General features: G+C 71.0%; 22 protein-coding genes. 14 read left to right on the forward strand and 8 right to left on the reverse strand.

Features of this window, described 5'->3' with window-relative positions:
- Nucleotides 1-61: 61 nt before the first annotated feature.
- The 10 genes from ABEA82_RS02835 to ABEA82_RS02880 are packed head-to-tail and all read left to right on the forward strand — an operon-like array spanning nucleotide 62 to nucleotide 9,930.
- Entirely contained in the window at nucleotides 62-1,483 is a 1,422-nt protein-coding gene (locus ABEA82_RS02835) for an ABC transporter substrate-binding protein (protein WP_345659714.1), read from the forward strand.
- A 3-nt stretch (nucleotides 1,484-1,486) separates the two neighbouring features.
- The gene (locus ABEA82_RS02840; protein WP_345659715.1) at nucleotides 1,487-2,371 is read left to right on the forward strand and encodes a carbohydrate ABC transporter permease; all 885 of its coding nucleotides are present in this window, start codon (nucleotides 1,487-1,489) and stop codon (nucleotides 2,369-2,371) included.
- Nucleotides 2,368-3,192, forward strand: coding sequence for a carbohydrate ABC transporter permease (locus ABEA82_RS02845; protein WP_345659716.1), 825 nt, complete (start codon nucleotides 2,368-2,370; stop codon nucleotides 3,190-3,192). The genes ABEA82_RS02840 and ABEA82_RS02845 overlap by 4 nt, the downstream gene beginning before the upstream one ends.
- A complete protein-coding gene (locus tag ABEA82_RS02850) occupies nucleotides 3,189-4,277 on the forward strand; it encodes an ABC transporter ATP-binding protein (protein WP_345659717.1) in 1,089 nt (362 codons plus the stop codon). Before ABEA82_RS02845 ends, ABEA82_RS02850 begins: the two co-directional genes overlap by 4 nt.
- Nucleotides 4,274-5,104: a DeoR/GlpR family DNA-binding transcription regulator gene (locus tag ABEA82_RS02855; RefSeq protein ID WP_345659718.1), complete on the forward strand. Its 831-nt coding sequence runs from the start codon at nucleotides 4,274-4,276 to the stop codon at nucleotides 5,102-5,104. Before ABEA82_RS02850 ends, ABEA82_RS02855 begins: the two co-directional genes overlap by 4 nt.
- On the forward strand, nucleotides 5,076-6,161 hold the full coding sequence (locus tag ABEA82_RS02860) for an ABC transporter ATP-binding protein (RefSeq protein WP_345659719.1): 1,086 nt from the start codon (nucleotides 5,076-5,078) through the stop codon (nucleotides 6,159-6,161). Before ABEA82_RS02855 ends, ABEA82_RS02860 begins: the two co-directional genes overlap by 29 nt.
- Nucleotides 6,158-7,198 (forward strand): 2-hydroxyacid dehydrogenase, encoded by a 1,041-nt coding sequence (locus tag ABEA82_RS02865; protein WP_345659720.1) that lies wholly within the window; start codon nucleotides 6,158-6,160, stop codon nucleotides 7,196-7,198. The genes ABEA82_RS02860 and ABEA82_RS02865 overlap by 4 nt, the downstream gene beginning before the upstream one ends.
- A 19-nt stretch (nucleotides 7,199-7,217) precedes the next feature.
- Entirely contained in the window at nucleotides 7,218-8,642 is a 1,425-nt protein-coding gene (locus ABEA82_RS02870; protein ID WP_345659721.1) for an FGGY family carbohydrate kinase, read from the forward strand.
- A gap of 26 nt (nucleotides 8,643-8,668) precedes the next feature.
- Nucleotides 8,669-9,703 (forward strand): glycerophosphodiester phosphodiesterase family protein, encoded by a 1,035-nt coding sequence (locus ABEA82_RS02875; protein WP_345659722.1) that lies wholly within the window; start codon nucleotides 8,669-8,671, stop codon nucleotides 9,701-9,703.
- Nucleotides 9,703-9,930: a hypothetical protein gene (locus ABEA82_RS02880; RefSeq protein ID WP_003990269.1), complete on the forward strand. Its 228-nt coding sequence runs from the start codon at nucleotides 9,703-9,705 to the stop codon at nucleotides 9,928-9,930. Before ABEA82_RS02875 ends, ABEA82_RS02880 begins: the two co-directional genes overlap by 1 nt.
- Before the next feature lie 3 nt (nucleotides 9,931-9,933).
- Here the strand turns inward: ABEA82_RS02880 and ABEA82_RS02885 are convergent, their stop codons facing one another.
- Nucleotides 9,934-10,572, reverse strand: coding sequence for a mycothiol-dependent nitroreductase Rv2466c family protein (locus ABEA82_RS02885; RefSeq protein ID WP_345659723.1), 639 nt, complete (start codon nucleotides 10,570-10,572; stop codon nucleotides 9,934-9,936).
- 137 nt (nucleotides 10,573-10,709) lie between these two features.
- Here ABEA82_RS02885 and pepN point away from each other — a divergent pair, with 137 nt between their 5' ends.
- Both pepN and ABEA82_RS02895 read left to right on the forward strand, forming a co-directional pair.
- Nucleotides 10,710-13,298 (forward strand): aminopeptidase N, encoded by a 2,589-nt coding sequence (pepN, locus tag ABEA82_RS02890; RefSeq protein WP_345659724.1) that lies wholly within the window; start codon nucleotides 10,710-10,712, stop codon nucleotides 13,296-13,298.
- 217 nt (nucleotides 13,299-13,515) lie between these two features.
- On the forward strand, nucleotides 13,516-14,556 hold the full coding sequence (locus tag ABEA82_RS02895) for a hypothetical protein (RefSeq protein WP_345659725.1): 1,041 nt from the start codon (nucleotides 13,516-13,518) through the stop codon (nucleotides 14,554-14,556).
- An 80-nt stretch (nucleotides 14,557-14,636) separates the two neighbouring features.
- On the opposite strand, the gene ABEA82_RS02900 is transcribed toward ABEA82_RS02895, so the two are convergent.
- The 3 genes from ABEA82_RS02900 to ABEA82_RS02910 all read right to left on the reverse strand — a co-directional run bounded on the left by ABEA82_RS02900 (nucleotide 14,637) and on the right by ABEA82_RS02910 (nucleotide 18,351).
- Nucleotides 14,637-15,782, reverse strand: a complete 1,146-nt coding sequence (locus ABEA82_RS02900) for a serine hydrolase domain-containing protein (RefSeq protein ID WP_345659726.1) — start codon at nucleotides 15,780-15,782, stop codon at nucleotides 14,637-14,639.
- A 102-nt stretch (nucleotides 15,783-15,884) separates the two neighbouring features.
- Nucleotides 15,885-17,645: a TIGR03767 family metallophosphoesterase gene (locus ABEA82_RS02905; RefSeq protein WP_345659727.1), complete on the reverse strand. Its 1,761-nt coding sequence runs from the start codon at nucleotides 17,643-17,645 to the stop codon at nucleotides 15,885-15,887.
- A 232-nt stretch (nucleotides 17,646-17,877) separates the two neighbouring features.
- Complete coding sequence (locus ABEA82_RS02910; RefSeq protein ID WP_345659728.1) at nucleotides 17,878-18,351, reverse strand: NUDIX hydrolase; 474 nt, start codon at nucleotides 18,349-18,351, stop codon at nucleotides 17,878-17,880.
- Between the two features lie 220 nt (nucleotides 18,352-18,571).
- Here ABEA82_RS02910 and ABEA82_RS02915 point away from each other — a divergent pair, with 220 nt between their 5' ends.
- Nucleotides 18,572-21,880, forward strand: a complete 3,309-nt coding sequence (locus ABEA82_RS02915; protein WP_345659729.1) for a S8 family serine peptidase — start codon at nucleotides 18,572-18,574, stop codon at nucleotides 21,878-21,880.
- A 56-nt stretch (nucleotides 21,881-21,936) separates the two neighbouring features.
- Here the strand turns inward: ABEA82_RS02915 and ABEA82_RS02920 are convergent, their stop codons facing one another.
- Together ABEA82_RS02920 and ABEA82_RS02925 are read right to left on the reverse strand one after the other, a co-directional pair.
- The gene (locus ABEA82_RS02920) at nucleotides 21,937-22,734 is read right to left on the reverse strand and encodes a hypothetical protein (protein WP_345659730.1); all 798 of its coding nucleotides are present in this window, start codon (nucleotides 22,732-22,734) and stop codon (nucleotides 21,937-21,939) included.
- Nucleotide 22,735: 1 nt separating this feature from the next.
- Entirely contained in the window at nucleotides 22,736-23,311 is a 576-nt protein-coding gene (locus tag ABEA82_RS02925) for a sigma-70 family RNA polymerase sigma factor (RefSeq protein ID WP_425588476.1), read from the reverse strand.
- A 339-nt stretch (nucleotides 23,312-23,650) separates the two neighbouring features.
- Here ABEA82_RS02925 and ABEA82_RS02930 point away from each other — a divergent pair, with 339 nt between their 5' ends.
- Nucleotides 23,651-24,667 (forward strand): aspartate-semialdehyde dehydrogenase, encoded by a 1,017-nt coding sequence (locus tag ABEA82_RS02930; RefSeq protein WP_345659731.1) that lies wholly within the window; start codon nucleotides 23,651-23,653, stop codon nucleotides 24,665-24,667.
- Here the strand turns inward: ABEA82_RS02930 and ABEA82_RS02935 are convergent.
- Both ABEA82_RS02935 and ABEA82_RS38630 read right to left on the reverse strand, forming a co-directional pair.
- Nucleotides 24,664-25,170, reverse strand: a complete 507-nt coding sequence (locus ABEA82_RS02935) for a DUF1203 domain-containing protein (RefSeq protein WP_345659732.1) — start codon at nucleotides 25,168-25,170, stop codon at nucleotides 24,664-24,666. The genes ABEA82_RS02930 and ABEA82_RS02935 overlap by 4 nt on opposite strands.
- A 4-nt stretch (nucleotides 25,171-25,174) precedes the next feature.
- Nucleotides 25,175-25,606, reverse strand: coding sequence for a hypothetical protein (locus tag ABEA82_RS38630; RefSeq protein ID WP_425588469.1), 432 nt, complete (start codon nucleotides 25,604-25,606; stop codon nucleotides 25,175-25,177).
- Nucleotides 25,607-25,693: the final 87 nt, after the last annotated feature.

The following is a 25,693-nucleotide window of genomic DNA, read 5'->3' on the forward strand; positions in this document are numbered from 1 at the left end:
GTTCCACCCTCTGTTAACGAGTCGACTCGACGTGTTAACCAGCCCCCACGTGGAGGTACGGATGGACACGCACGTGCACGACCGCCGGAGGTTCCTCGCGCTCGCCGCCGGGGCTGCCGCGGCGCCCCTGCTGACGGCCTGCGGCGCCGGGTTCGGCGGGGACGACGGCAAGAGCGACGGGTCCGCCGCGGACGACGTCACCGGCTCCTTCGACTGGAAGCGGGAGAAGGGCACCACCGTCAAGGCGCTGCTCAACAAGCACCCGTACACCGACGCCCTCATAGCCGACCTCAAGTCCTTCACCGAGAAGACCGGCATCAAGGTGGAGTACGACGTCTTCCCCGAGGACAACTACTTCGACAAGCTCACCGTGGACCTGTCCAGCGGACGTGCCTCCTACGACGTCTTCATGCTGGGCGCGTACATGGTGTGGCAGTACGGGCCGCCGGGCTGGCTGGAGGACCTCGGCCCCTGGATGCGCAACTCCTCGGCCACGGGCGCCGAATGGGACCAGGCGGACTTCTTCCCGAACCTGCTCCAGGCCGACCAGTGGTCGCTGAAGGCGGGCGCTCCGCTGGGGCAGGGCGGGCAGTACGCGCTGCCGTGGGGCTGGGAGACCAACGTCGTCGCCTACAACACCGAGGTGTTCCGCAAACTCGGGCTGAAACCCGCCGAGTCCTTCGACGAGCTGGCCGAACTCGCGGGCACCATCAAGCGCAAGGCGCCGGGCGCCGGCTACGACGGGATGTACGGGATCGCCGTACGCGGATCGAGGAGCTGGGCCACCATCCACCCCGGCTTCATGACGATGTACGCCCGCAACGGGCTGAAGGACTTCACGGTCGACGGCGGGAAGCTCACCCCCGTCATGAACAGCCCCGAGGCCGTCGCGTTCACCGAGGACTGGGCCGACATGGTCAAGCGGGGCGGGCCGCCGTCCTGGACCTCGTACACCTGGTACCAGTGCTCCAGCGACCTGGGCGCGAAGAAGGCCGGGATGCTGTTCGACGCCGACACGGCCGCCTACTTCCAGGCGGTGAAGGGCGCCAGCCCCGCCTCCGGGAAGATCGCCTTCCACCCCGGGCCGAAGGGCCCGGACGGCTCGCTCGCCACCAACATGTGGATCTGGTCGCTCGGCATGAACGCCAAGAGCAAGAAGAAGAGCGCCGGTTGGCTGTTCCTCCAGTGGGCCACCGGCAAGGAGCACCTGCGCAAGAGCGCGATCACGCACAACCACATCGACCCGGTGCGCAAGTCGGTCGCCGACGACGCCGCGTACAAGGACAAGATGAAGCACCTGCCGGGCTTCCTGGAGACCTTCGAGACGGTCGTCGACCAGACGAAGATCCAGTTCACCCCGCAGGCACAGTTCTTCGACGCGACGACCAGCTGGGCGGCGGCCCTCCAGGAGATCTACGGCGGCAAGGGCGCGAAGTCGGTCCTGGACGGGCTGGCGGACGACCTCGCCGGCAAGGTGGGCTAGCCCATGGGGTGGCGGCTCACCCTGCGCCCGTACGTCCTGATCGTGCCCGCCCTGCTGCTGACCTGCGGGATCCTCTACCCGTTCGGGCTCGGGCTGTACTACACGCTGTTCGACTTCTCGGCGAGCAAACCGCAGCCGGACATGGTGCGGTTCGAGAACTACACGACGGTGTTCACGCAGGAGGCCTTCTGGAACTCGGCGTGGGTGACCGTGCTGTACGCGGTCGGGGCGGCGTTCGTCGAGACCGTGCTCGGCGTGGCCGTCGCCCTGCTGCTGCACCGGTCGACGCTCCTCGGCAGGGTCCTGGAGAAGATCCTGATCCTGCCGCTGATGATCGCCCCGGTGATCGCGGCGATCATCTGGAAGCTGATGCTCCAGCCGTCGGTCGGGGTCGTCAACCACCTGCTGAAACCCTTCGGTCTCGGCGGGGTGCAGTGGACGGACACCCCGACGGGCGCCCTGCTGTCGTCGATCGCCGTGGACGTGTGGGTCTACACGCCGTTCGTGGCGATCCTCGCCCTCGCCGGTCTGCGGTCGCTGCCCACCTCCCCGTTCGAGGCGGCGGCCGTGGACGGCGCGGGGTGGTGGTACACCTTCCGGCGGCTGACCCTGCCGATGCTGTGGCCGTACGTGCTGGTCGCGGTGATCTTCCGGTTCATGGACTCGCTGAAGGTGTTCGACATCATCTACGCCCTGACGGAGGGCGGGCCGGGCGACTCCACCGTCGTGCTCCAGATCCGGGCGTACCTCGAAGCCATCCGCTTCCAGCGGTACTCCTTCGGGATCAGCTACACGATCGTGCTGTGGGCCGTGGTGTATCTGGCCGCGATGGTGCTGGTGAAGCACCTGGGGAAGATCCAGCGGAAGGCCGCGGAGGTCACCACATGAGGAAACGCGTCCTGGGGTGGCTGGCCGACGCCGCCCTCGTCCTCTACTTCGTCTTCGCGCTGTTCCCGATCGCCTGGATGGTGATCCTGTCGCTGAAGCCGACCGACCAGCTCTTCTCCACCTACTTCTCCTTCTCCCCCACCCTGGACGGCTACCGCACGGTCCTCGGCGACAGCGAGGGCATCCCGTTCGTGCGGTTCTTCGTCAACAGCCTGGTGGTGTCGGTGGGGGCGGTCGCGCTGTCCCTGGTGGTGGGGCTGCCGGCGGCGTACGCCTCGGCGCGGTGGCGGTTCAGGGGCTCGGAGAACCTGATGTTCACGCTGCTGTCGTTCCGGTTCGCACCCGAACTCACCGTGATCATCCCGCTGTTCGTGCTGTATCAGAAGCTGGGTCTGTTCGACACGTACGTCGGCATGGTGTGGGTGCTGCAACTGGTGACGCTGCCGCTGATCGTGTGGATCATGCGGTCCTACTTCGCCGACCTCACACCCGAGCTGGAGCAGGCCGCCCTGCTGGACGGCTACACCCGCAAGCAGGCCTTCTTCAGAGTGGCCCTCCCGCTGGTGAAGCCGGGCATCGCGGCCGTGTCGCTGCTGGCGTTCATCTTCGCCTGGAACAACTTCGTCTTTCCGCTGATCCTCACCTCCAACGAGGCCCAGACGGTGACCGTGGGCGCGTTGTCCTTCCTCGGCGGGGACCGGCCCAAGTACAACCTCACGGCCGCCGCGGCGCTCGTGTCCGTCGTCCCGCCGCTGCTGCTCGCGCTGACGATCCAGCGGTACCTGGTGCGTGGCCTGTCGTTCGGGGCGGTGAAGTCATGATCACGCTGAGCGGGATACGGAAGACCTACGGGAAGACCGTGGCGCTCGACGGGCTCGACCTTCAGGTGCGGGAGGGCGAGTTCTTCTGTCTGCTGGGCCCCTCGGGGGCCGGCAAGACGACGACGCTCAAGACCGTCGCCGGGCTCGAACAGCCCGACTCCGGCACGGTCCTGCTCGGCGGCGAGGACATGCGGGGCGTGGAGCCGTACGACCGGGGTGTGGCGATGTGCTTCGAGAGCTACGCCCTCTACCCGCACCGCTCGGCCTACGACAACCTCGCCTCGCCTCTGCGCTCCCCCCGCTACCGTCTCCCGGCCACGGAGGCCCGGCAGCGGATCGGCGCCGTCGCCGAACTGCTCGGCATCTCCGGGCTGCTGGACCGGCCCGTGGGCCGGCTGTCCAACGGGCAGCGGCAGCGGGTGGCGCTCGGGCGGGTCCTGGTCCGCCCGGCCAAGGCCTTCCTCCTCGACGAGCCGCTCTCCCACCTGGACGCCAAGCTGCGCCAGCAGATGCGGGCCGAGCTGAAGGCGATCGGGGAGGTGCGGCACACCACCACCCTGTACGTCACGCACGACTCGGTCGAGGCACTGGCGCTCGGCGACCGGATCGGGGTCGTCCGTCAGGGGCGGATCGTGCAGACGGGCACGCGGGAGGAGATCTGGTACCAGCCGTACGACACCGAGGTCGCGCGAGCCTTCGGGCGGCCCCGGATCAATCTGCTGCCCGGGGTGGTGACGGAGCGCGGGGTGCGGTCGGACGGCGGGGTCGAGCTGCCGGTCCGGTCGCGGGCCGCCCCGGGTACGGACGTCCTGGTCGGCCTCCGCCCCCGGGACCTCGCGCTGCACGGCACGGGTCACGAGCTGACCGGCACGGTGTACGTCACCGAGGTGCTCGGCCGGTCCGTGGAGGTCACCGTCCGGCTCGGGACCGGGGAGCAGCGGGTGTCGCTCGTCGCCCCACGGGCGGACGCGGCACGCCTTCGTCCGGACGATCCGGTACGGCTGGTGGTCCGGCCTGAGAACCTGCTGCTGTTCGAGGCCGACCGGCCGGAGCGACCGGGACGACGGATAGAGACAGAGCGATGAGCAGCAGCAGTGGTGGACAGCAGGGGCCCGCGGCGCGGCAGACCGCCATGGCCGAGCAGGTGCTGGCCGACGGTTCGGCGACGGCGGCGGAGCTCGCCGAGCGGTTCGGGGTGAGCCTGATGACCATCCACCGGGACCTCGACGAGCTCGAACGGCAGGGCATCGTACGGAAGTTCCGGGGCGGGGTGACCGCGCAGCCGTCGGGGGTCTTCGAGTCGAACGTGCAGTACCGGCTGAAGACCATGCGGGCCGAGAAGGCGGCCGTCGCCGAGCGTGCGCTGCGGATGGTGGAGCCCGGCATGGCGATCCTGCTGGACGACTCCACGTCCACGCTGGAGATAGCCAGGCGGCTGCGTACGGGCGAGGTCACACCGTTGACGGTCGTCACCAACTTCCTGGAGGCGATCAACCTGCTGGCCGACCAGCGGGGCATCCACCTGATGGCGCTCGGCGGCGACTACGACCCGCTGCACTCCTCGTTCCTGGGGGTGTCGTGCGTGGAGGCGGTCGAGCAGCTGCGCGTGGACGTGTGCTTCGCGTCGACGTCGGCGGTGCACCGGGGCTACGCCTACCACCAGGAACAGCACATCGTGTCGGTGAAGCGGGCGATGCTCGACGCGGCCGCGCGCAACGTCCTGCTGATCGACCACACCAAGCTCGGCCGGGTCGCCCTGCACCGGGTCGTCCCGCTGTCCCGCTTCGACCTGCTCCTGGTGGACGACGGGGCGTCGCCGGAGGAACTGCGGGATCTGGACGAGCACAAGGTCCGTTACGAGGTTTGCGCGATGAAGGGCGACCATGACGGGAACGGGACTGGAGCTACGTGAGCTGCGCAAGACCTACCGGTCGCGGGGGCGGCCCTCCGTGGACGCCGTACGCGGCATCGACCTGAGCCTGCGCTCCGGGGAGCTGCTCGGGCTGCTCGGGCCCTCCGGCTGCGGCAAGTCGACCACCCTGCGGATGATCGCCGGACTGGAGTCCGTCACCGGCGGGGACATCCTCGTCGGCGGCGCGTCGGTGGTCGAACGGCCCGCGCAGGAGCGGAACATCGGCGTCGCGTTCGAGAACTACGCGCTGTATCCGCCGCTGTCGGTCGCGGAGAACCTGGCGTTCGGCCTGAAGGCCCGGCGCAGGGCCGACCGCGGTGACGTCGACCGCAAGGTGAAGGAGATCGCCGAGCGGGTCGGTCTCACCGGCTTCCTCGACGCCCGCCCGGCCGGACTCTCCAGCGGCCAGAAACAGCGCGTGTCGCTGGCCCGGGCGCTGATCCGCGAGCCGGACGTGCTGCTCCTGGACGAGCCGCTGTCCCATCTGGACGCGGCACAGCGCGACACCACCCGCCGTGAACTCAAGCGCATCCAGAAGGACCTGGGCCACACCACGATCCTGGTCACCCACGACCAGGAGGAGGCCCTCTCCCTCGCCGACCGGATCGCCGTGATGAAGGACGGTGTCATCCAGCAGCTCGGCACCCCCTACGAGATCTACGACAGCCCGGCCAACGTGTTCGTCGCGGACTTCGTCGGTGAACCCGCGATCACCCTGCTGCCCGGCATCGCCACCGGCGACGGTCACGCCCGCCTCTCCGGCCCGGTGCGGATCGCCCTGCCCGTGCCGGTGGAGGAGGGCCGGGAGGTGGTGGTCGGGATCCGACCGGAGGACGTCCGGCTCACCGCCGAGGGCGGCCTGCCCGCCCGGGTCGTCGCCCACGAACCCCTCCTGGAGGCGGGCCTGGCGACCCTCGCCCTCGACGGGGTCGAACGGCACCTGGTCGTCCTCACCGACCCCGAGGTACGGCTCGCCCACGACGAGCGGGTCCGGGTCGCCGCCGACCTCCAGCACACCCATGTCTTCGACGCCGAGACGGGAGAGGCACTGCGATGACCCCCGACCCTTCCGGAAAGAACGTGCGTGTCGTGGCCGCCGGTGACCACTTCGTGCTGCCGTCGCTGATCAGCCGGGCGGTGGCGCACGAGGTGGAGCGGGCCGATGTCAGGGAGGTGAAACTGGGCTGGCCCCTGGAGCCGTTCGGGCCGGTCGCCGAGGTGCAGGAGGCCAGCGACGCCGAGGACGAGATGATCGAGGCGCTGGCCGGGGCTGAGGTCCTGGTCACGCAGATGGGGCCGGTCACCGAACGGGTCCTCGCCGCCTGCCCGGACCTGAGGCTGGTCGTGGTCTGCCGGGGCGGGCCGGTGAACGTCAACCTGGACGCGGCCAAGAACCGTGACGTGCGGGTGTGCTTCGCGCCGGGCCGCAACGCCGCCGCCACCGCCGAGTTCACCGTCGGCCTGATGCTGTCGGCCCTGCGCCGCATCCCCCAGGCCCACGACCCGCTGGCCCGGCAGGGCAGCTGGGAGGGGGCGACGTACTACACGTACGAGCAGAGCGGTCTGGAGCTGGAGGACCTGCCCGTCGGGCTCGTCGGGTACGGGGCCGTCGGCAGCCGGGTCGCCCGGGTGCTGTGCGCGTTCGGGGCACGGGTCATGGTGTACGACCCGTATGTGCACGGCGAGATCCACGGACTGCGCGTGTCCTCGCTGGACGAACTTCTGCGCCGCTCCCAGGTGATCACCCTGCACGCCCGGCTCACCCCGGAAACCCGGGGCCTGATCGGCGCCCGGGAGCTGGGGCTGCTGCCGACCGGCGCGGTGGTGGTGAACGTGGCGCGGGGTCCGCTGCTGGACGAGGACGCGCTGTGCGACGCGCTGGCGAGCGGTCAGGTGTCGGCGGCGGCGCTCGACACGTACGAGCGGGAGCCGCTGCCGGCCGGCTCCCGGCTGCTGGGGCTCTCCGAACGCGTGGTGCTCACCCCCCATCTGGGCGGCGCCTCACGCGCCGTCGCGGAGAAGGCGGCCCGGATCGCGGCCGAAGAGGTGGGCCGCTGGGTGCGTGGCGAGCCCCTCGCGCACTGTCTGACCTGAGGACCCGGAGGAGAGCCGCATGTACGTCGGTATCGATGTGGGCACGTCCATGGTCAAGGCGGCGGCCTTCGACTCCGGGGGCCGCCAGCTGGCCGTGTCCTCCCGCCCGGTGGGGCTGAAGCTGCACGGCGGTGTCGTCGAGCAGGACATGGAGGAGGTGTACGGGGCGGTCGTCGCCGTGCTCGGCGAGGTCACGGAGCGCGTCCCGGAGCCGGTCGAGCTCGCCGGTCTCACCGGACAGGGCGACGGGGTGTGGCTGGTCGACGGCGAGGGCCGGCCCGTACGGCCTGCGGCCTCCTGGATGGACGGACGGGCGCACGAACTGGTCGACCGGTGGCTGTCGGACGGCACGTTCGAGACGGTGTTCCGGCGGACCGGGAGCGCGATGTTCCCGGGCTGCCCGGGGCCGCTGCTGGCCTGGCTGGACAGCAACGAACCGAAGGTCCTCGACGCCGCGAAGGCCGCCCTGTACTGCAAGGACATGGTGTTCCAGCGGCTGACGGGTGCGGGTCCGACGACCGATGTGTCGGACGCCTCGATGCCCTTCCTGGACCCGCGTACCCGGAGCTACGACAACCAGGTCGTGGAGCTGCTGGGCCTCACGCACCGGCGCGGACTGCTCGCCCCGGTCAGCGACCCGCTGGCCACCGCCGAGGCCCTGGGTGAGGGCCTGCCGTCCGGCACCCGGATCGCGAACGGCCCGTACGACCTGCCGGCCTGCGCGCTGGGCGCCGGGGTGACGGCCCCGGGGGACGGACTGCTGATCGTCGGCACCTGCCTGGCCAGCCTGGTGGCCACGACCGAGCTGGACCTGACCGGCGAACCGGCCGGCCTGTACATCTCCACGGACCGGCCCGGTCACTGGCTGCGCGCCATGCCCGCGATGGTCGGCACGGCGGCGCTGGACTGGGTGCTGTCGACGACGGGGGTGCGGCACGACGAGGTGGACGCCCTGCTCGCCGAGACCCCGCCGGGCGCGAACGGCGTCCGTGTGCTGCCGTACTTCGCGCCCTCCGGGGAACGCGCCCCGTTCGTCGAGCCCCGGCTGCGCGCCGAACTCACCGGTGTCTCCCTCGAGTCGACCCGGGGCGATCTGGTCCGCGCCACCTGCGAGGGCATCGGCTACGCCGCCCGGCACTGCCTGGAGGCGGCCGGGCTGACGGGCACGCTGGCCGTGTGCGGCGGCGGCACCCGCAGCCCCGCCTGGATGCGGCTGCTGGCGGACGTGCTCGGCCGTCCGCTGCGGGTCGTCGAGGGCGAGGTGGGCGCCCGGGGCGCGGTCCTGGCGGCGGCCGAGCGGTACGGGGTCGGACTCGACGCCGAGACGTGGACGAAGCCGACGGCCGTGGTCGAGCCGGACCCGGGCCGGGCCGCGTTCCACACGAAGGGCTACGAGGAGCACCTGGCCCGCCTGACGCAGGCGCGGGCCCGGGCGCGGACATGAACCGTCCCACGGTGAAAGGGAGTCGTATGCAGCTCGGACGGAGATCTCTTCTGCTGGCGGCGGCCGCCGGTACGGCCGGCGCGGCCACCGCCGTCCCCGCGGCGGCCGAACCCCGCAGGGGCGGCCCGGTCGTCATAGGCCACCGCGGCGCGGCCGGCTGGCGCCCGGAGCACACGGCGGCGTCGTACACGTACGCCGTGCAGACGGGCGCCGACTGGATCGAACCCGACCTGGTGCCGACGAAGGACCACGTGCTGGTGGTGCGGCACGAGAACGAGATCTCCCAGACGACCGACGTGGCCCGGCACCCGGAGTTCGCCGGCCGTCGCACGACGAAGACGGTCGACGGCCGGGCGGTCACCGGCTGGTTCACGGAGGACTTCACGCTGGCCGAGCTGAAGACGCTGCGGGCGGTGGAGCGGCTGCCGGCTGTCCGCAACCGCAACACCGTCTTCGACGGCCGTGCGGAGGTCATGACGTTCCAGGAGGTGGTGGACCTGGCGCGGCGGCTGTCGCGGACGTACGGCCGCACGGTCGCCGTCTTCCCGGAGACCAAGCACCCCACGTACTTCCGCTCGATCGGCCTGCCGCTGGAGCCCAAGCTCGCGGCGGCGATCCGCCGCAACCGGCTCGGCCGGCGCGAGTGCGTCGTCCAGTCCTTCGAGCCGACCAGCCTGAAGCGTATGGCGGGGCTGGGGGTACCGCTGTGGCAGGCGCTGGGCACGACGGGCGGGCCCTACGACCTGCCCTCGACGACGTACCGGGACATGATGACGCCGGCGGGGCTGGCGGAGATCGCCGAGTACGCGGACTGGATCGGCCCGGACAAGTCGTCGGTCGCCGGCAGTTCCCTGGTCGCGGACGCGCACGCGGCGGGGCTGCGGGTGGGGCCGTACACCTTCCGCGCGGAGAACCAGTTCCTGCCCCCGGAATTCCGACACGGGAGCGGAGCGAACGATTTCGGGGACGCGTTCGCCGAGTACGCGCTGTACTACCGCTTGGGAGTCGACGCGGTCGTGACCGACTTCCCCGACTTGGCGGTGATGGCGAGGAGGGGCTGATGATTCGCAGAGCCTGCCGGACATGCGGCACCATGCAGGACTTCCGGAAGCTCAACGAGGAGGAGCGGGCGGCGGTCCGTGAGGAGCGGAAAGACCCCCGCCACTACGTGGACAACCTCTGGCGCTGCACCGTGCGGGGCTGCCTCTGGTACCAGCCCTATCTGCACACGGACGGCGGCGGCCTCCTGCCGGAGAGGTTCCGGGAGGAGCCCGCCGTCGCCGAGTGAGTCCTAGAGGTTGCTGAAGTCCGGGCCCTTCGTGCGCGTGCGCTTGATCTCGTAGAAGCCGGGGACCGAGGCCACGGCGAGGGTGCCGTCCCAGAGGCGGGCGGCCTCCTCGCCCTGCGGGGCCGGGGTGACGACCGGGCCGAAGAAGGCGAGCTGCTCGCCGTCGGCTCCGGGGACGGCGATGACCGGGGTGCCGACCTCCTGGCCGACCTTGTCGATGCCCTCCTTGTGGGAGGCGCGCAGCTGCGGCTCGTAGGGGGTGGCGTCCCAGTGGTCGAGGAGGGAGTCGGGCAGGCCGGCGTCCTTCAGCGCTCCGGCGACGGCCTCCTTCGTCGGGCCCTCTCCCTGGTTGTGGAAGCGGGTGCCGAGCGCGGTGTAGAGGTCACCGAGCACCTCGGCGCCGTGCTCCTCCTGCGCGGCGATGACGACGCGGACCGGGCCCCACGCCTTGGTCTCCAGCATGTCGCGGTACTGCTCGGGCAGCTCGTCGAGCTTGTCCTCGTTGAGGACGGCGAGGCTCATGACGTGCCAGCGGACCTCGATGTCCCTGACCTTCTCCACCTCCAGCACCCAACGGGAGGTCATCCACGCCCAGGGGCACAGCGGGTCGAACCAGAAATCGACCGGGGTCTTGTCCGACATGTCTCTCCTCATGAGGAAACCGTTTCCCGGGGAAACGCCGCTGCTCGCCCCGGTCATTCCCGGCTCCCCCGCGTCAGGGGCTCGTGGCAGGATCGGTGCTGCTCAGCCGTATCCGAGACATTCGAGGAGTGCTGCCCGTGCCCGGTGAGAATCTGTCCCGCGACGAGGCCCGGGAGCGGGCCGCCCTGATCGGCGTCGACGGGTACGAGGTGTCCCTCGACCTGCGGTCCGCGGTCGGTGAGGACGACACCGACGGGCCCCGCACGTTCCGGTCCGTCACGACCGTCCGGTTCCGCTGCAACGAGCCCGGTGCGAGCAGCTTCGCCGACCTGATCGCGCCGAGTGTGACGTCCGTCTCACTCAACGGCCGTGATCTGGACCCCGGAGAGGTCTTCGACGGCTCCCGGATCACCCTGGAGGACCTGGCCGCGGACAACGAGCTGGTCGTCGACGCCCAGTGCGCCTACTCCCGCACCGGCGAGGGCCTGCACCGCTTCGTCGACCCCGAGGACGGCGAGGTGTACCTGTACACGCAGTACGAGCCGGCCGACTCCCGCCGGGTCTTCGCGAACTTCGAGCAGCCCGACCTGAAGGCTCCCTACCGCTGCTTCGAGGTGCGGGCGCCCGAGGGCTGGACGGTGTGGAGCAACGGGGCCGGTGAGCGGGCCGACGGGGTGTGGCGGTTCGCCGAGACCAAGCCGATCTCGACGTACATCACCTGTGTGGTGGCGGGCCCGTACCACTACGTGACGGACTCGTACTCCCGTACCTTCGCGGACGGCACGACGCTGGAGATCCCGCTGGGCGCCCTGTGCCGCAAGGGCCTCGCACCCCACTTCGACGCCGACGACGTGTTCCTGGTGACCAAGCAGGGCCTGGACTTCTTCCACGACCACTTCGACTTCCCGTACCCGTTCGGGAAGTACGACCAGGCGTTCGTGCCCGAGTACAACCTCGGCGCGATGGAGAACCCGGGTCTGGTGACGTTCCGGGAGGAGTTCATCTTCCGCGGGAAGGTGACGCAGGCGTCCTACGAGGGCCGGGCCAACGTCGTGCTGCACGAGATGGCGCACATGTGGTTCGGCGACCTGGTCACCATGGAGTGGTGGGACGACCTGTGGCTGAAGGAGTCGTTCGCGGACTTCATGGGGGCGTTCTCACTGGTCGGCGCCACCCGCTTCGAGAACGGCTGGGTCACCTTCGCCAACCGCCGCAAGGCGTGGGCCTACCGCGCCGACCAGCTGCCCTCCACGCATCCGATCACGGCGGACATCCGCGACCTCCAGGACGCCAAGCTGAACTTCGACGGCATCACGTACGCCAAGGGCGCGTCGGTGCTGAAGCAGCTCGTGGCGTACGTCGGCGAGGATGCGTTCCTGGAGGGCGCCCGGCGCTACTTCAAGCGGCACGCGTACGGCAACACACGCCTCGGTGACCTGCTGTCGGTGCTGGCGGAGACCAGCGGCCGGGACATGAGCGGCTGGGCGCGCTCCTGGCTCCAGACGGCCGGGGTGAACTCGCTGACGCCGCAGGTGCTGCTGGGCCCGGACGGCCGCGTCAAGGAGCTGGCCGTCGTGCAGGAGGCCGCCGAGTCGCATCCCGAACTCCGGCCGCACCGGGTCGCGGTGGGCCTGTACCGGGTGACGGACGCGGGGACGGTCGAGCGGTACGCGCGCGCCGAGACCGACGTGGACGGCGCCCGGACGGTCGTGGCGGACCTGGCGGGCGCCGACGCCCCCGACCTGGTCCTGGTCAACGACGACGACCTCACCTACTGCAAGATCCGCTTCGACGAGACCTCGCTGGCGACGCTGCGCGAGCACCTGGGCTCGGTGACCGACCCGCTCGCTCGCGCCCTGTGCTGGTCGGCGCTGTGGAACATGACGCGCGACGCGCTGCTCCCGGCGCGGCGGTTCGTGGACCTGGTGCTGCGATTCGCGGGCCGCGAGTCCGGGATCGGCGTCCTGCAGATGCTGCACGCGTGGGCCGAGTCGGCCCTCACGCACTACGCGGCGGACGACTGGCGGGAGACCGGCGGCCAGCTGCTCGCCGAGGGCGCGCGGCGCGAGCTGTACGCGGCCGAGCCGGGCAGCGAGCACCAGTTGGCCTGGGCGCGTTTCTTCGCCCGGACGGCCACCGCCGAGGCCGACTTCGGGCTGCTGCGGGACCTGCTGACGGGCGCGGAGTCGGTCGAGGGCCTCGACCTGGACCAGGAGCTGCGCTGGGTGTTCCTGGAGCCGCTGGCCGCGCACGGGGTGGTGGACGAGAAGGTGCTGGCCGAGGAGCTGGCCAGGGACGACACGGCCTCGGGCAGGCGCCACCAGGTGCGCTGCCTGGCGGCCCGCCCGTCGCAGGGGGTCAAGGCCCAGGCCTGGGCACAGGTCGTGGAGTCGGACGCGCTGTCCAACGCCATGGTCGAGGCGACCATCTCGGGCTTCGTCCAGGGCTCGCAGCGGGAGTTGCTCGCCCCGTACGCGGACCGGTACTTCGCGGCGATCGAGCGGGTCTGGTCCGAGCGGTCGATCCAGATCGGGATGCACGTGGTGCAGGGCCTCTTCCCGTCGCTCCAGCAGTCCCCGGCGACGCTCGACGCCACGGACGCGTGGCTGGAGTCCCACCGCGAGGCCGCCCCGGCCCTGCGCCGCCTGGTACTGGAGGCCCGGGACGACCTGGCGCGCGCCCTGCGGGGTCAGGCGTGCGACGCGACGGCGGACCAACGGCTCTGAACCGACAGCTCTGAACCGACAGCTCTGGCCAAGGATCTGAGGTTCCGTCACCGTTACTGAATTCAGGCAATCACAGCCGTAACCCCTGGTCCGCACCCGGATGGACCAGGGGTTTTCGGCATCCGAACATGCGTCCTTTAGTGCGTGCTTGTCCGTATTTGTCGACGGGCGTGTAACAGCGGTTAAAGAAGGGATCGGGCGCGGGAAATCCCGGGTCATGAACCACAACACCCCGCTCTCCCCCCGCCCGCTGCACGACCTGTCCGGCCACGGCCGGCTCCGGGTGATGACGGTCACGCAGCTCCACGCACACGGCGTCCCGACGGCCCGGACGAACGAGCAGTGCCGCCCCGGTGGACCCTGGCAGCTGTTCCTCCCGGGCGTCGTCCTGCTCCACCCGGGGCCGCCGACCAGCGAGGAGCGGCTGCACGCGGTACTGCTGTACGCGTCGCGGGAGCGCGGCACCGGGGTCCCCACCCAGCCCGGGGCGGGCGAGTCACCCGCACCCGCCTACCCGGACGCGATGATCACGGGTCTGGCCGCGCTGACGCTGCACGGCTTCTCCTCCACTCCCCCGCTGCCGTCCCTGGAGGCGATCGACGTCCTGGTCCCGCGCATGCGCCGGCTCCGCTCGGCCGGCTGCGCCCGCGTCGTCCGGGGTACCGCACTGCCCGCCCCGGAGCAGGTGACGGGCCTGCCGGTGGCACCGGTCGCCCGCGCGCTGGCCGACGCGGTGGCGGAACTCCAGGACGCGGGTGTCGTGCGCCGGCTGATGACGGAGGCGGTGCGCGGCGCCCACTGCGAGGCGGCCGCGGTCGTCCGGGAGCTGAACCAGGCGCGGCTGCTGAGCCGCCCCCACGTGGTGGACGCGGTGGAGTCCCTGCTGGCCGAGGGCCGGGCCCGCGCGGAGGACCGCCTGTACCGCATGGTCCGCGAGTACGGCCTGCCCGACCCGCTGTGGAACGTGGACCTGCGCCTGCCCGGCGGGCCCTACCTCGGCGGCCTGGACGCCTACTGGCCCGAGCAGGCGGTGGCACTGGAACTGGACACGCGGGCGCCCCGCCAGGCCGACGACACCGTCTGGTCCGAGTACACCCGCAAGCGCGAGCACCTGGAGCGCCTCGGCATCACGGTCGTCCACATCACGCCCAGGAAGCTCCGCGACTCCATGGAACAGCAGGCCACGGTGATCCGCACGGCGCTGATGGCCTCGTCCGACCGCGACCCCGCCGCGTACGTCGTGGCCCTGCCCCGATAGTGACGGACCGGGGCACGACGAGAAGGCGAGAGGCGGGACCACCGGGGATACCGGTGGCCCCGCCTCGTGTCATGGGGACGCTACTTGCCGCAGAACTCCGCCTCGACGATCGCGTCGCTGTCCCCCGTCCAGTCGCCGTTGAAGTTGAGGGCGAGGGAGTGGCGGCCGTCGGCGGTGGTGAGGGCCTTGGAGTGGGAGCCGTGGATGTCGCCGCCGTGGCCCCAGACGGTCGTGCCGCAGCTCAGTTCGTAGGACCGCAGACCCAGGCCGTAGGCCTCGTTCTCCTTCGTCGGGACGGTGGTCTTCATCTCCTTCAGCTGCTCGGGAGGGAGCAGCCGGCCCCGCAGCAGGGCGCTGTAGAAGCGGTTGAGGTCCGCCGAGTCGGAGATCATCTCGCCGGAGGCACCGGCGATGGACGGGTTGAGTTCCGTGACGTCGTACGTCGGGCCCGTCGCCGTCCTGGCCAGCTTGGAGTAGGCACGGCTGCTGGGGCGGGGGAGGGTGGCCCGCGTGCCGGGGACCGAGGTCTCCTCCAGGTGCAGGGGGTTGATGATGCGGCGCCGGATCTCGTCGCCGTACGGGTGGCCCGTGACCTTCTCGATCAGCATCCCGGCCAGGACGTAGTTGGTGTTCGAGTAGTTCCAGGAGGTGCCCGGCTCGAAGTCCGGCTCGTGGGACATGGCGATGCCGAGGATCCGCTCGGGTGTCACCGTGTCGTAGCGGACCCGGTAGAAGCCGTCCTTCGTGAAGTAGGCGCGCTGGACGTCCTCGTCCGCAGTGACGTCGAAGATGCCGCTGGTGTGGTTGAGGAGTTGGCGGAGGGTGATGCGGCTGCCGTCGTGGCCGTTGCCGTGCACCACACCCGGCAGCCACTTCTCCACCGTGTCGTCGAGCGACAGCCGTCCCTCCGCCTCCAGTTGCAGGACGACGGTGGCGACAAACGTCTTGGTGATGCTGGCGACGCGGTAGTGGTCACGCGTCGAGCGCGGCTTGCCCGTTTCCAGGTTGCCGACGCCGGCCGTGGCCGCCCACGTCCCGTGTCCCCGCTGGACCCGCGCGACCACGCCGGGCACGCCGTCGGCGACCGCGGCCCGCACCGCCTGCCGGGTCCCGTCATGGCTGCCGGAGGTCTGGGCAGGGGCCGCCGCCAGGGCCGGGCCCGCCAGGGCCGCCGACAGTGCCATCGCATTGGCCGTCGTCAGGATCGTGCGTACGTGTCTCTTCATGTCCCCGTTTCCCCCAGTCACATGCCCCAAGGAGCCGTGTCGCAGGGAGGGACCCCGGCCACGCGGCAGGGGGTTGATCGCCCCCGGCCGGTTCAGCCGGATTCAGCCCTTCTTCAGGACCAGCTCGGTGTTGCGGTCCTTCGGGTCGCCGCCGAGGTTCGGGTTCGCGCCGGGGGCGTTGAGGGACAGCTCGCGGTAGAGGGCCGCGAGGCCGGTCTGGGAGAGGTCGGAGAAGTCCGTGCGGTGCGGGGCGGAGGACTCGACGAGGGTGGTGAACAGGGAGATCGTGCCGTCCTTGTTGTCGGTCAGCTCGATGATCCGGGCGAGCTGGGGGTAGTCGACGTGGGACGCCGTGGAGATCTCCCAGAAGGAGCCGCCGCTCGACGTGGAGTGCGGGGTGATGACGTTCTTGTGGATGTGGCCGTTCACCCAGGCGAGCACGTTGCGGTGGCCGCCGAGCAGGGCGAGGACCTCCTGGCCGGTGTGGCGGCGCTCGCCCGGGCGGGCCGGGTCGCGGCGGGTGTTCGTCATCGTCTTGCTGGTGTGGTGGCTGAAGATCACCGCATGGGAGTCCTTGTTCTCCCGCAGCGTCCGCTCCAGCCACTTCAGCTGGGCCGTGCCGATGGAGCCTTCGTAGTGGCCGCCCGCGTCGGTGGTGTCGAGGCTGATGCCGATGACGTCGTCGGAGACGCGGAAGGCGTAGTACTGGGTGCCCGCGTCGAGGTTCGCGGAGGAGTAGCCGTGTCCGGCCGGGCCGACGCCCTGGTAGGCCGGGTTCAGGTGCGCCTTGAGGTACTCGGCGGGGGTGAAGGGGGCGCGGCTCTCGTCGGGGGTGACCGAACGCATGGCGCGGGTGTGGGACTTGAGGAAGTCGTGGTAGCTGACGCCCTTGGGGTCGCCGGCGTTCTTGATGAGGGTCTGGAGCCGCTGTGCCTCGGCCGCGGAGACGTTCATCAGTTTCTTGCCGCCGACGGCGAGTTCGGTGAGGTAGGAGTCGCCGTGCGAGGCGTAACAGCCCATCGGCAGGGAGTCGTGGTTGCCGACCGTGGAGTACCAGGGCAGGTTGAGGCCGGGGCTTCTGACCTCGCGGACGGCGGCCTTGAGGAAGCCGTCCAGGTGCGGGAAGCCGACCTGCTTGTCGGTGTCGCGCAGGGCGGCGTCGGGCTGCCAGTACTGCTTGAGTCCGCTGTTCTGGACACCCTCGTACTGACGCGGGTCCCCGGTGTTGGGGGTGATGCGCCCGCCGCTCATGATCTTCAGGAACCAGTCCAGCTCGGACTTGGCGTTGTTGTCCGTGTTGTCGCCGGTGGTCATGGCGAAGTGCAGCGGGGAGCCGGTGACGGGGGCGCCCCGGAGGGCGTTGATCCGCTCCACCAGCGCGATGGCGCCCTGCACGGTGAGGGCCTCGTGCGGCCGCCAGGCGTGTATGTCGGCCGAGCGGAGGTACTCCAGACGCAGCGGATGCTGGGCGTCGATGATGTGCAGGTCGGTGAGCTGCACGAACGCGGCGAGGGCGGTACGGCGTCCGGTGCGGCCGGACTTGGGCGCGGCCAGGTCGGAGCGGACGACGCGCTGCCAGCCGGGTCCGTCGCCCAGGCGCCGGTAGCCGGAGCCGCTGCGCGGGGTGGCGACCGAGGCCAGGGTCGTGCCCTTGGTGTAGGGGGCCAGGGGCGCGGCGGGCGCCTGGCGCGAGGAGGCGGCGACGGCCTCGGTGGCCTCCTTGGTCGTCGTGGCGGCCTGGCTGTCGCTGGGCCGCAGGGCGTAGCCGACGCCCGCGGAGAGGGCGACCGCTCCGGAGGCGGCGAGGACGGAACGACGGTGGATGCCCTGGCCGGGGCCGGCGACTGAGCGTGTGCGCGACATGCGCTTTCTCTCCCCGAGTACGAACGCGTCGGCAGTGGTCGCGGGGCGTTCGGCGTTCGAACGTCCCGCACTCACTGGATCGTTGGCACCGGGGATGACCTGCGTGTGAACGACGTGGCAACGGGCAGCGCCGATCACCGTACGTGGATCTTGGATGACCCTGCGCGTCGTCGGCCGCTCCTGGAACGTCCCGGAGTCGGTCACGCGGTGTTCATTTTCGGGGGTAGGGCAGCTATTCCACTGCTTCTTCTTCCACGGTGTCGGTGAGCCGTCCGGTGACCGGCCGCTCCCGCCACATGCGCAGGGCGATGTCGACCAGCCGGATCCGGAGCAGTCCGGGCACCGCGTCCAGGTCCTGCCAGGCGGCGAGGTCGGTGGAGCCGCCGATCTCGTTGCGGAGTTCGCCGCCGATGACGCGGCCCTCGTAGACGAACCGGACGCTGTGGTGGTCGACGGGGCGTCCGAACCGGTCGCGGGAGGTGTGGCGGGAGGAGTTCACGCCGAGCAGTCCGGCGACCTCGATGCGGTAGCCGGTCTCCTCCTCGACCTCCCGGCGCACGGTGTCGTAGGGGTCCTCGCCGTGTTCCATGCCGCCGCCGGGGACGACCCACTCGGGGGTGCCGTCGGCGGCGGGGGAACGGGCGAGCAGGATCTGTCCGTCACGGACACATATGGCGTAGGCCGCCACCCTCAACTTCTGTCGCACTCCGGGACGTTACCCGATTTCGCCGCCTTCTGGACCGATGCCCGCAAAACGCATCGGGGGTTTTCCCCATACATCCATTGCGGTTCGGTCAACCCTCCCCAAAGAACCCCACCTTGCGTAAAGCTGTGCGATCGTCCGGGCTCGCGAACCGGACCGTGGCGACCAGGGCCGATCGGTCCCGGTCGCTTCCCGCTCGTTCCTTTACCTGCAAGGGATGCCGATGACCCACAGCTCCCAGCGTGATCCGATATCGAGCCGGAGACGGGCGGCGCGCACAGCCGTCGCCGCCGGGCTCGTCGCCGCGCTCTCCGCGGCCGGACCGGTCCCCCTGGCCTTCTCCGCCGACGGGCCGGGCGCGTCCGCACCGGCCGACACGGACGTCAAGTCCGCGCACAGCAAGCTCGGTTCGGACGACGCGGACCTGCTCGCGGAGGCCAAGGCCGACGGCGACAAGACCGTCACCATGATGATCGCCACCGCGCCCGGGAAGACCGAGCAGGTCGCCGGGCAGCTGGACGCGGTCAAGGGCGGCTCGGTGGGCCGGGCCGACGACAAGCTGGGCTACGTCCGCGCCACCGTCCCGACGGCCAAGGCGGACTCGGCGATCGCCGCCGCCGCCAAGCTCTCCTCCGTGCACGGCATCGACCTGCGCGAGGAGATCCCGCTGGACGACCCGGCGCCGAGCGCGGGCACCGCCGAGGGCGCCGAGGCGACGGGCACGTACCCGGCGCCGGGCAAGAAGACCCCGGCCGAGAACCCGTACAACCCGTCCTTCGAGACGGGCGCGGTCGACTTCGTCGAGGACCACCCGAAGGCGGACGGCCGCGGTGTCACCATCGGCATCCTCGACTCCGGCGTGGACCTCGGCCACCCGGCGCTCCAGAAGACCACGACCGGCGAGCGGAAGATCGTCGACTGGGTGACGGCGACCGACCCGCTCGTCGACAGCGACAACACCTGGCGCCCGATGGTGACGGCCGTGTCCGGCCCGGCGTTCACCTACCAGGGCCAGTCGTGGAAGGCCCCGGCGGGCTCGTACACCGTCAGCGTCTTCAAGGAGTCGTACACCACCGGCGGCGACGCGAAGGGCGACGCCAACCGCGACGGCGACACCACCGACGCCTGGGGTGTGCTGTACGACGCGGCGGCCGGCACGGTCCGGGTCGACCTGAACAACAACTTCGACTTCGGCGACGACGCCCCGATGAAGCCGTACAAGGACGGCCACCAGGTCGGGTACTTCGGCACCGACGACCCGAAGACCGACGTCGCCGAGCGGCAGCCGTTCGTCGTGGAGATCCGCAAGGACGTGCCCATGGACCCGCTGGGCGGTTCCTGGGTCGGCAAGAAGTCCGACTTCGTCAACATCGGCGTCATCGAGTCCGAGCACGGCACCCACGTCGCCGGCATCACCGCCGCCAACGGCCTGTTCGGCGGGAAGATGAACGGCGCCGCGCCCGGCGCCAAGCTGGTCTCCTCCCGCGCCTGCACCTGGTCCGGCGGCTGCACCAACGTCGCCCTCACCGAGGGCATGATCGACCTCGTCACCAAGCGCGGCGTCGACATCGTCAACATGTCCATCGGCGGCCTGCCGGCGCTGAACGACGGCAACAACGCGCGCGCCGAGCTGTACACCCGTCTCATCGACGAGTACGGCGTGCAGCTGGTGATCTCCGCGGGCAACTCCGGCCCCGGCGCCAACACCATCGGCGACCCGGCCCTGGCCGAGAAGGTCATCTCGGTGGGCGCGTCCGTCTCCAAGGAGACCTGGGCCGCCAACTACGGCTCGGTCGTGGAGAAGAAGTACGCGCTGATGCCGTTCTCCTCGCGCGGCCCGCGTGAGGACGGCGGCTTCACGCCGACCCTGGTCGCCCCGGGCGCGGCGATCAACACCACGCAGACCTGGCTGCCGGGCGCCCCGGTCGCCGAGGCGGGCTACTCCCTGCCGGCCGGCTACTCGATGCTCCAGGGCACCTCGATGGCCTCCCCGCAGGCCACCGGCGCCTCGGCGCTGCTCCTGTCGGCCGCGAAGCAGAAGAAGATCGACCTCACGCCGGCGACCCTGCGCACGGCCCTCACCTCGACCGCCGACCACATCAAGGGTGTGCAGGCGTACGAGGAGGGCGCGGGCCTCATGAACATCGAGGACGCCTGGGACTCGATCCGCGACGACGCGACCGCCCACGACTACACGGTCAAGGCGCCGGTCGACACCGCGATGGACGACAAGCTCAAGACGCCCGGCTACGGCACGGGCCTCTACGACCGTGAGGGCGGCCTGAAGGCCGGCCAGAAGAAGACCTACGAGGTCACGATCACCCGTACGTCCGGCGCCGACAAGGCGATCCGGCACGAGCTGCGCCTCGAGAACAACGCGGGCGGCACGTTCCGGATCGTCGGCTCCGACGAGGTGAGGCTGCCGCTGAACCGGCCGGTGACCGTCAAGGTCCAGGCCGCGCCGAAGTCCGCGGGTCTGAAGAGCGCGATCCTGGAGGTCGACGACCCGAGGACCGAGGGCATCGACAAGCAGGTCCTCAACACGGTCGTGGTCTCCGCGCCGCTGAAGTACAGCTACTCGGCGAAGAGCTCGGTGCAGCGCAACAGCACCCAGCACTACTTCGTCACCGTCCCCGAGGGCGCGAAGACCCTTGAGGTCGCGATGAGCGGGCTGAAGGACAAGAGCCAGACCCGGTTCATCTCCATCCACCCGTACGGCGTCCCGTCCGACCCGACGTCGACGATCAACTGCTACCCGAACTACACCAACACGGCGAACACCTGCCGCCCCGATGTGCGTTCGTACGCCGACCCGCAGGCGGGCGTCTGGGAGATCGAGGTCGAGTCGCGCCGTACGTCGCCGCTGCTCGACAACCCGTACCAGCTGGATGTCGCCGTGCTCGGCGCGGCCTTCGACCCGGAGACCGTGACCGTGCCCGAGGCGAAGGTCGGCACCCCGGCCGCCGCCTCCTGGAAGGTGACGAACGGCTTCGCGGCGATCGACGGGAAGCTGGTGGGCGGTCCGCTCGGTTCGGCGAAGGCGACCCGTCCTTCGATCAAGCAGGGCGAGACGCAGAGCACCACGGTCGAGGTGCCCGCGGGCGCCAAGTCGCTGGACGTCGCCATCGGCGGTGTCTCGGACGCCGCGGCCGACCTGGATCTGACGGTCTACAACGCCGCCGGCACGCAGGTGGGCAGCTCCGCCGACGGTGACTCGGAGGAGTCGGTCTCCGTGCCGTCCCCGGCCGCCGGCACGTACACGATCAAGGTCGTCGGCTACGCGGTGCCGGCCGGCACGACGGCGTACGACTACCGGGACGTGTTCTTCGCTCCGACCCTCGGCAGTGTCTCGGTCGACGGGTCGGCGCCGGTGAAGCTCGGCACGGGCGACTCGGCGACGTTCTCGGGCAGCGTCACCGCCACGGCGGCGGCCCCCGAGGGACGCGAGTTCTTCGGCCAGGTGCAGCTGGTCAACGCGCGCGGCACGGTCGCGGGCCTGGGCAGCGTGAAGATCGAGAAGGTCGTGCCGTAACCGACGGCGACGGGAAGGTCAGGGCGGGCGTCCGTACGGGCGCCCGCCGCTTTTTCCTACCCGCAGGACAACGTGCGCGACTCGGGCAGCGCGTCGGTGATCCAGGCCCGGTCGCGGGCGATCTCCTTCTCCCCCGTCGTCCACAGGTCGGGCTCGGCCTGACCGTCGGGGATACCGACGAGCGCGTGATCACCGGCCCTGAGCCGGGGCTCGGCGCCGGTCTCCAGGGGAAAGGTGATCCGCGTCGGGCCCTTCGCGGGCTTGTAGTGACGCCGCACGTCGAGGGTGATCAGGTCCTGGCCGGTACCGGGGACGGTCTCGACCTCGGTGACGGTGCCCTCGACGACGAGTCGGGCGCAGGCGAGGTACCCGGCGCGACCGAGCTTGGATTCCTCATCGGTCCGCGACCGGCTCACGGAACTGTCCGAGGCGGCCGACCCGCCTTGATCGGCCCCGCCCCCCATGCCGTCGCTCTGGACGACGAGCCAGCCCATGCCGATGACGAGACCGGCCCCGACGGCCGCGACGAGGCCCTTCACGGCCACGGCGAGGGAGCCGGCCCGGGTGCGGCGCGCGGACAGCGGCGTCACGGACGCGACGGCCTCCGGCCCGGGCGTCCGCGCAGGCTCGCCGAGTGCCTGCCCGATGAGGCCGAGCTGTTCGCGCAGCAGCGCCACGTCGGCGGTCGCGGAGCGGTACTCGGCCATGAAGGCGTCGTCCGCGAGGGCGTCGTCCGGTGGCGCTTCACCGGTGATCACCGCCAGCAGCGCGGCCTCGCGGTGCTCGTCCTTGTCGTGCTCGTGCTGGTCATGCTCGTGCTGGTCGTGCTCGTGCTTGTCATGCTCGGCGGTCATGTCACACCACCTCGTCCTCGTGCAGGCGGGTGCGCAGAGCCCGTACCGCCGTGTGGAGTCTGCTCTTGACCGTGCCCTCCGGGACGCCGAGCTGCTCGGCGATGGAGCGGACCGGCAGATCGGCGTAGAAACGCAGCACGACGACCTGGCGCTGGGCGTCGGGCAGCTCGTCCAGGCCCTGGGCGACGGCGACGGAGAGCACGCTGGTGTCCTCGCCGGAGGGGTGCTCGTGTTGGCGCAGGGCTGCCAGCCGCTCCCCGAGGCGCTCCTGGCGGCGCTTGGCCCGGTGCCAGTCCATGGCGAGGTTGGAGGCGACGACCGCGGCCCACGCCGAGACGTCCCGCGGTGCCTCCCGCCCGCTCGCGGCCCGCTCCAGCAGCCGCAGCCGGACCTGCTGCACCCCGTCCGGCAGGTCCGCCTGCGGCACACCGCCCAGCGCGAGCACCGCCCGCACCCGGCGTTCCTGTGCCGCGTCCAGCGGATCGGCCTCGTCCGGCTCAGCAGCCGCCTCCAGCGGATCGTCGCCGGTACCGGCCCGCGGCGTCTCCGGGCCCCGCCGGGCCCTTCCCCGCAGCAGCACAAGCCACCCCCCTCGCCGTGTTTCTCCTACGACGCCGGTGCGGCCCGGAACGTTCGGTCCTTTTTCCGACGGAGTGGTCGAGGCATACGTCACACTCCCGTGTGGCCGAGACCGACCGGGGCAGGCGACCTTGCGGCCTGTACCCCCCGGGGAACGAATTTCTCCAGCTCAGCGGGCGTGGACACCGGACGTCCGCAACCATGGAGCGGGACACGCCGTCCCACTCCCCGGGCAGGCGGGGCAAAGAAGTGGACAGACGGGCCGTGGTCGGCCGCATGATGGAAAAGCCTCGGCCAAGCAACGAGCACGTGAAGAGACGCAGGAGAGGGAGTCACCGTGAGGGTCGGAATCGTCGGAGCCACCGGACAGGTGGGCACGGTCATGCGCAGGATCCTCACGGAACGGAACTTCCCGGTCACCGAGCTGCGCCTGTTCGCCTCGGCCCGTTCCGCGGGCTCGGAGCTGGACGGCGTGACGGTGGAGGACGCGGCCACCGCCGACTACACCGGCCTGGACATCGTGCTGTTCTCCGCGGGCGGCGCCACGTCCAAGGCGCTGGCCGAGAAGGTCGCCTCCCAGGGCCCCGTGGTGATCGACAACTCCTCCGCGTGGCGCAAGCACCCGGAGGTCCCCCTGGTCGTCTCCGAGGTCAACCCGCACGCGATCAAGAACCGCCCCAAGGGCATCATCGCCAACCCGAACTGCACCACGATGGCCGCCATGCCGGTGCTGCGTCCGCTGCACGACGAGGCCGGCCTGGAGGCCCTGGTCGTCGCCACGTACCAGGCGGTCTCCGGCTCCGGTCTCGCGGGCGTGGCCGAGCTGCACGGGCAGGCGCAGAAGGTCGTCGCCGACGCCGACAAGCTCACGCATGACGGCGAGGCCGTCGACTTCCCGGAGCCGGGCGTCTACAAGCGCCCCATCGCCTTCAACGTGCTGCCGATGGCGGGCAGCATCGTCGACGACGGCCTGAACGAGACCGACGAGGAGCAGAAGCTCCGCAACGAGTCCCGCAAGATCCTGGAGATCCCCGAGCTGAAGGTCTCCGGCACCTGCGTGCGCGTCCCGGTCTTCTCCGGCCACTCGCTCCAGGTCAACGCCCGCTTCGCCCGCCCGATCTCCCCGGAGCGCGCGACGGAGCTGCTGGCCGAGGCCCCGGGCGTCGTCCTCACCGACATCCCCACCCCGCTCCAGGCCGCCGGCAAGGACCCGTCCTACGTGGGCCGCATCCGTCGCGACGAGACGGTGGAGAACGGCCTGGCCCTGTTCCTCTCCAACGACAACCTCCGCAAGGGCGCCGCGCTGAACGCGGTCCAGATCGCGGAGCTGGTGGCGGCGGAGCTGAAGGGCTAGGGCCTGCGCACCTCGTAGTAGAAGCAGCCGTATTCGACGGCCCGGACGTGGACGAGCGCCACGGCCGGGTCGTCGAACGCTTCTGTGAAGGCCTCGTCGAAGGCGGCGGAGTCCTCGACCAGCCGTCCGCCCAGGATGTGCCCGTCGGCCGAGTAGCGGCGGGCCGTGCGGTGGCTGTTGGTGAAGGGGAGGGCGCCGGTGTCCGGCCCCGCGCACTCCTCGGCGTGGATGAAGACGGGGCCCTGTTCGTCGTAGGCGCCGGGGTCGACGCCCGTTTCCGCCGCCCAGCGGCGCAGCGGGGCGTACGAGACCAGGGCGATGCGTTCGCCCGGGGCGCTGTGGCGTAGGCAGCAGCGGAGCGGGGCGCCGCCCTCGGTGTCGGTGAACGGGGAGGTCGTGCGGCCCGCGTCGTCCGTCTCGCGGAGTTCCTTCAGGGCGGGCGGGGCGATGGGGCGGGCGGTGTACACCGTCGTCTTCATGGCTGTCCTGGTCGTCGTGTTCATGGTTTCAGGCTCGCTCGCGCGCGGCCGGGGCACCGGCGGTTTCCGGACGTCGTTCTCCCCCGGGGCGCCCGGCGCGTACGACCGCCGGCAGGGCCGTCAGCGCCAGTCCGCCGCCCACGCACAGCACCGCCGTCGCACCGAGCCCGTCCGCCGTGCGGCCGCCCGTGAACGCCCCGAGGGCGATCGCGGCGTTGAAGACACTCGCGAAGAGCGCCGACCCGGCCTCACGGGCCCCGGGTGCGGCCGCCGACAGCCAGTTCCGTCCGCCGTGCCCGGCCCGGTGGTGACCACTCTCCAGGAGGGTCTGACGCAGGTCGCCGCCGGCCGCGCGGGCATGCTGCTGTGCCGGCCGACGGCCGCGTACCACCGGCGCGAGGACGTGGCGTTCGTGCCGGTGGAGGGTGTTCCGGAGTCGGCTCTCGGCATGGTGTGACACCGGGACGGGGAGACGGCGGCGGTGCGTGAGTTCGCCCGGGCCCTCGCCTCCCGAGGGGTATCCCTAGAAGACTCCCAGGTCGTCGCA

Origin of the sequence: Streptomyces venetus, assembly GCF_039540295.1 — a bacterium.
In the GTDB taxonomy this organism is placed as follows: domain Bacteria; phylum Actinomycetota; class Actinomycetes; order Streptomycetales; family Streptomycetaceae; genus Streptomyces; species Streptomyces venetus.

Bases quoted from the DNA above. Each gene is read 5' to 3' on its own strand.
- ABEA82_RS02880 (WP_003990269.1), top strand. From the start codon at position 9,703: ATGATTCGCAGAGCCTGCCGGACATGCGGCACCATGCAGGACTTCCGG.
- ABEA82_RS02840 (WP_345659715.1), top strand. From the start codon at position 1,487: ATGGGGTGGCGGCTCACCCTGCGCCCGTACGTCCTGATCGTGCCCGCC.
- ABEA82_RS02845 (WP_345659716.1), top strand. From the start codon at position 2,368: ATGAGGAAACGCGTCCTGGGGTGGCTGGCCGACGCCGCCCTCGTCCTC.
- ABEA82_RS02920 (WP_345659730.1), bottom strand. From the start codon at position 22,734: ATGACCGCCGAGCATGACAAGCACGAGCACGACCAGCACGAGCATGAC.
- ABEA82_RS02900 (WP_345659726.1), bottom strand. From the start codon at position 15,782: ATGAAGAGACACGTACGCACGATCCTGACGACGGCCAATGCGATGGCA.
- ABEA82_RS02860 (WP_345659719.1), top strand. From the start codon at position 5,076: ATGACGGGAACGGGACTGGAGCTACGTGAGCTGCGCAAGACCTACCGG.
- ABEA82_RS02935 (WP_345659732.1), bottom strand. From the start codon at position 25,170: ATGAACACGACGACCAGGACAGCCATGAAGACGACGGTGTACACCGCC.
- ABEA82_RS02915 (WP_345659729.1), top strand. From the start codon at position 18,572: ATGACCCACAGCTCCCAGCGTGATCCGATATCGAGCCGGAGACGGGCG.
- ABEA82_RS02870 (WP_345659721.1), top strand. From the start codon at position 7,218: ATGTACGTCGGTATCGATGTGGGCACGTCCATGGTCAAGGCGGCGGCC.
- ABEA82_RS02895 (WP_345659725.1), top strand. From the start codon at position 13,516: ATGAACCACAACACCCCGCTCTCCCCCCGCCCGCTGCACGACCTGTCC.
- ABEA82_RS02835 (WP_345659714.1), top strand. From the start codon at position 62: ATGGACACGCACGTGCACGACCGCCGGAGGTTCCTCGCGCTCGCCGCC.
- ABEA82_RS02885 (WP_345659723.1), bottom strand. From the start codon at position 10,572: ATGTCGGACAAGACCCCGGTCGATTTCTGGTTCGACCCGCTGTGCCCC.
- ABEA82_RS02855 (WP_345659718.1), top strand. From the start codon at position 4,274: ATGAGCAGCAGCAGTGGTGGACAGCAGGGGCCCGCGGCGCGGCAGACC.
- ABEA82_RS02905 (WP_345659727.1), bottom strand. From the start codon at position 17,645: ATGTCGCGCACACGCTCAGTCGCCGGCCCCGGCCAGGGCATCCACCGT.
- ABEA82_RS02865 (WP_345659720.1), top strand. From the start codon at position 6,158: ATGACCCCCGACCCTTCCGGAAAGAACGTGCGTGTCGTGGCCGCCGGT.
- ABEA82_RS02875 (WP_345659722.1), top strand. From the start codon at position 8,669: ATGCAGCTCGGACGGAGATCTCTTCTGCTGGCGGCGGCCGCCGGTACG.
- ABEA82_RS02850 (WP_345659717.1), top strand. From the start codon at position 3,189: ATGATCACGCTGAGCGGGATACGGAAGACCTACGGGAAGACCGTGGCG.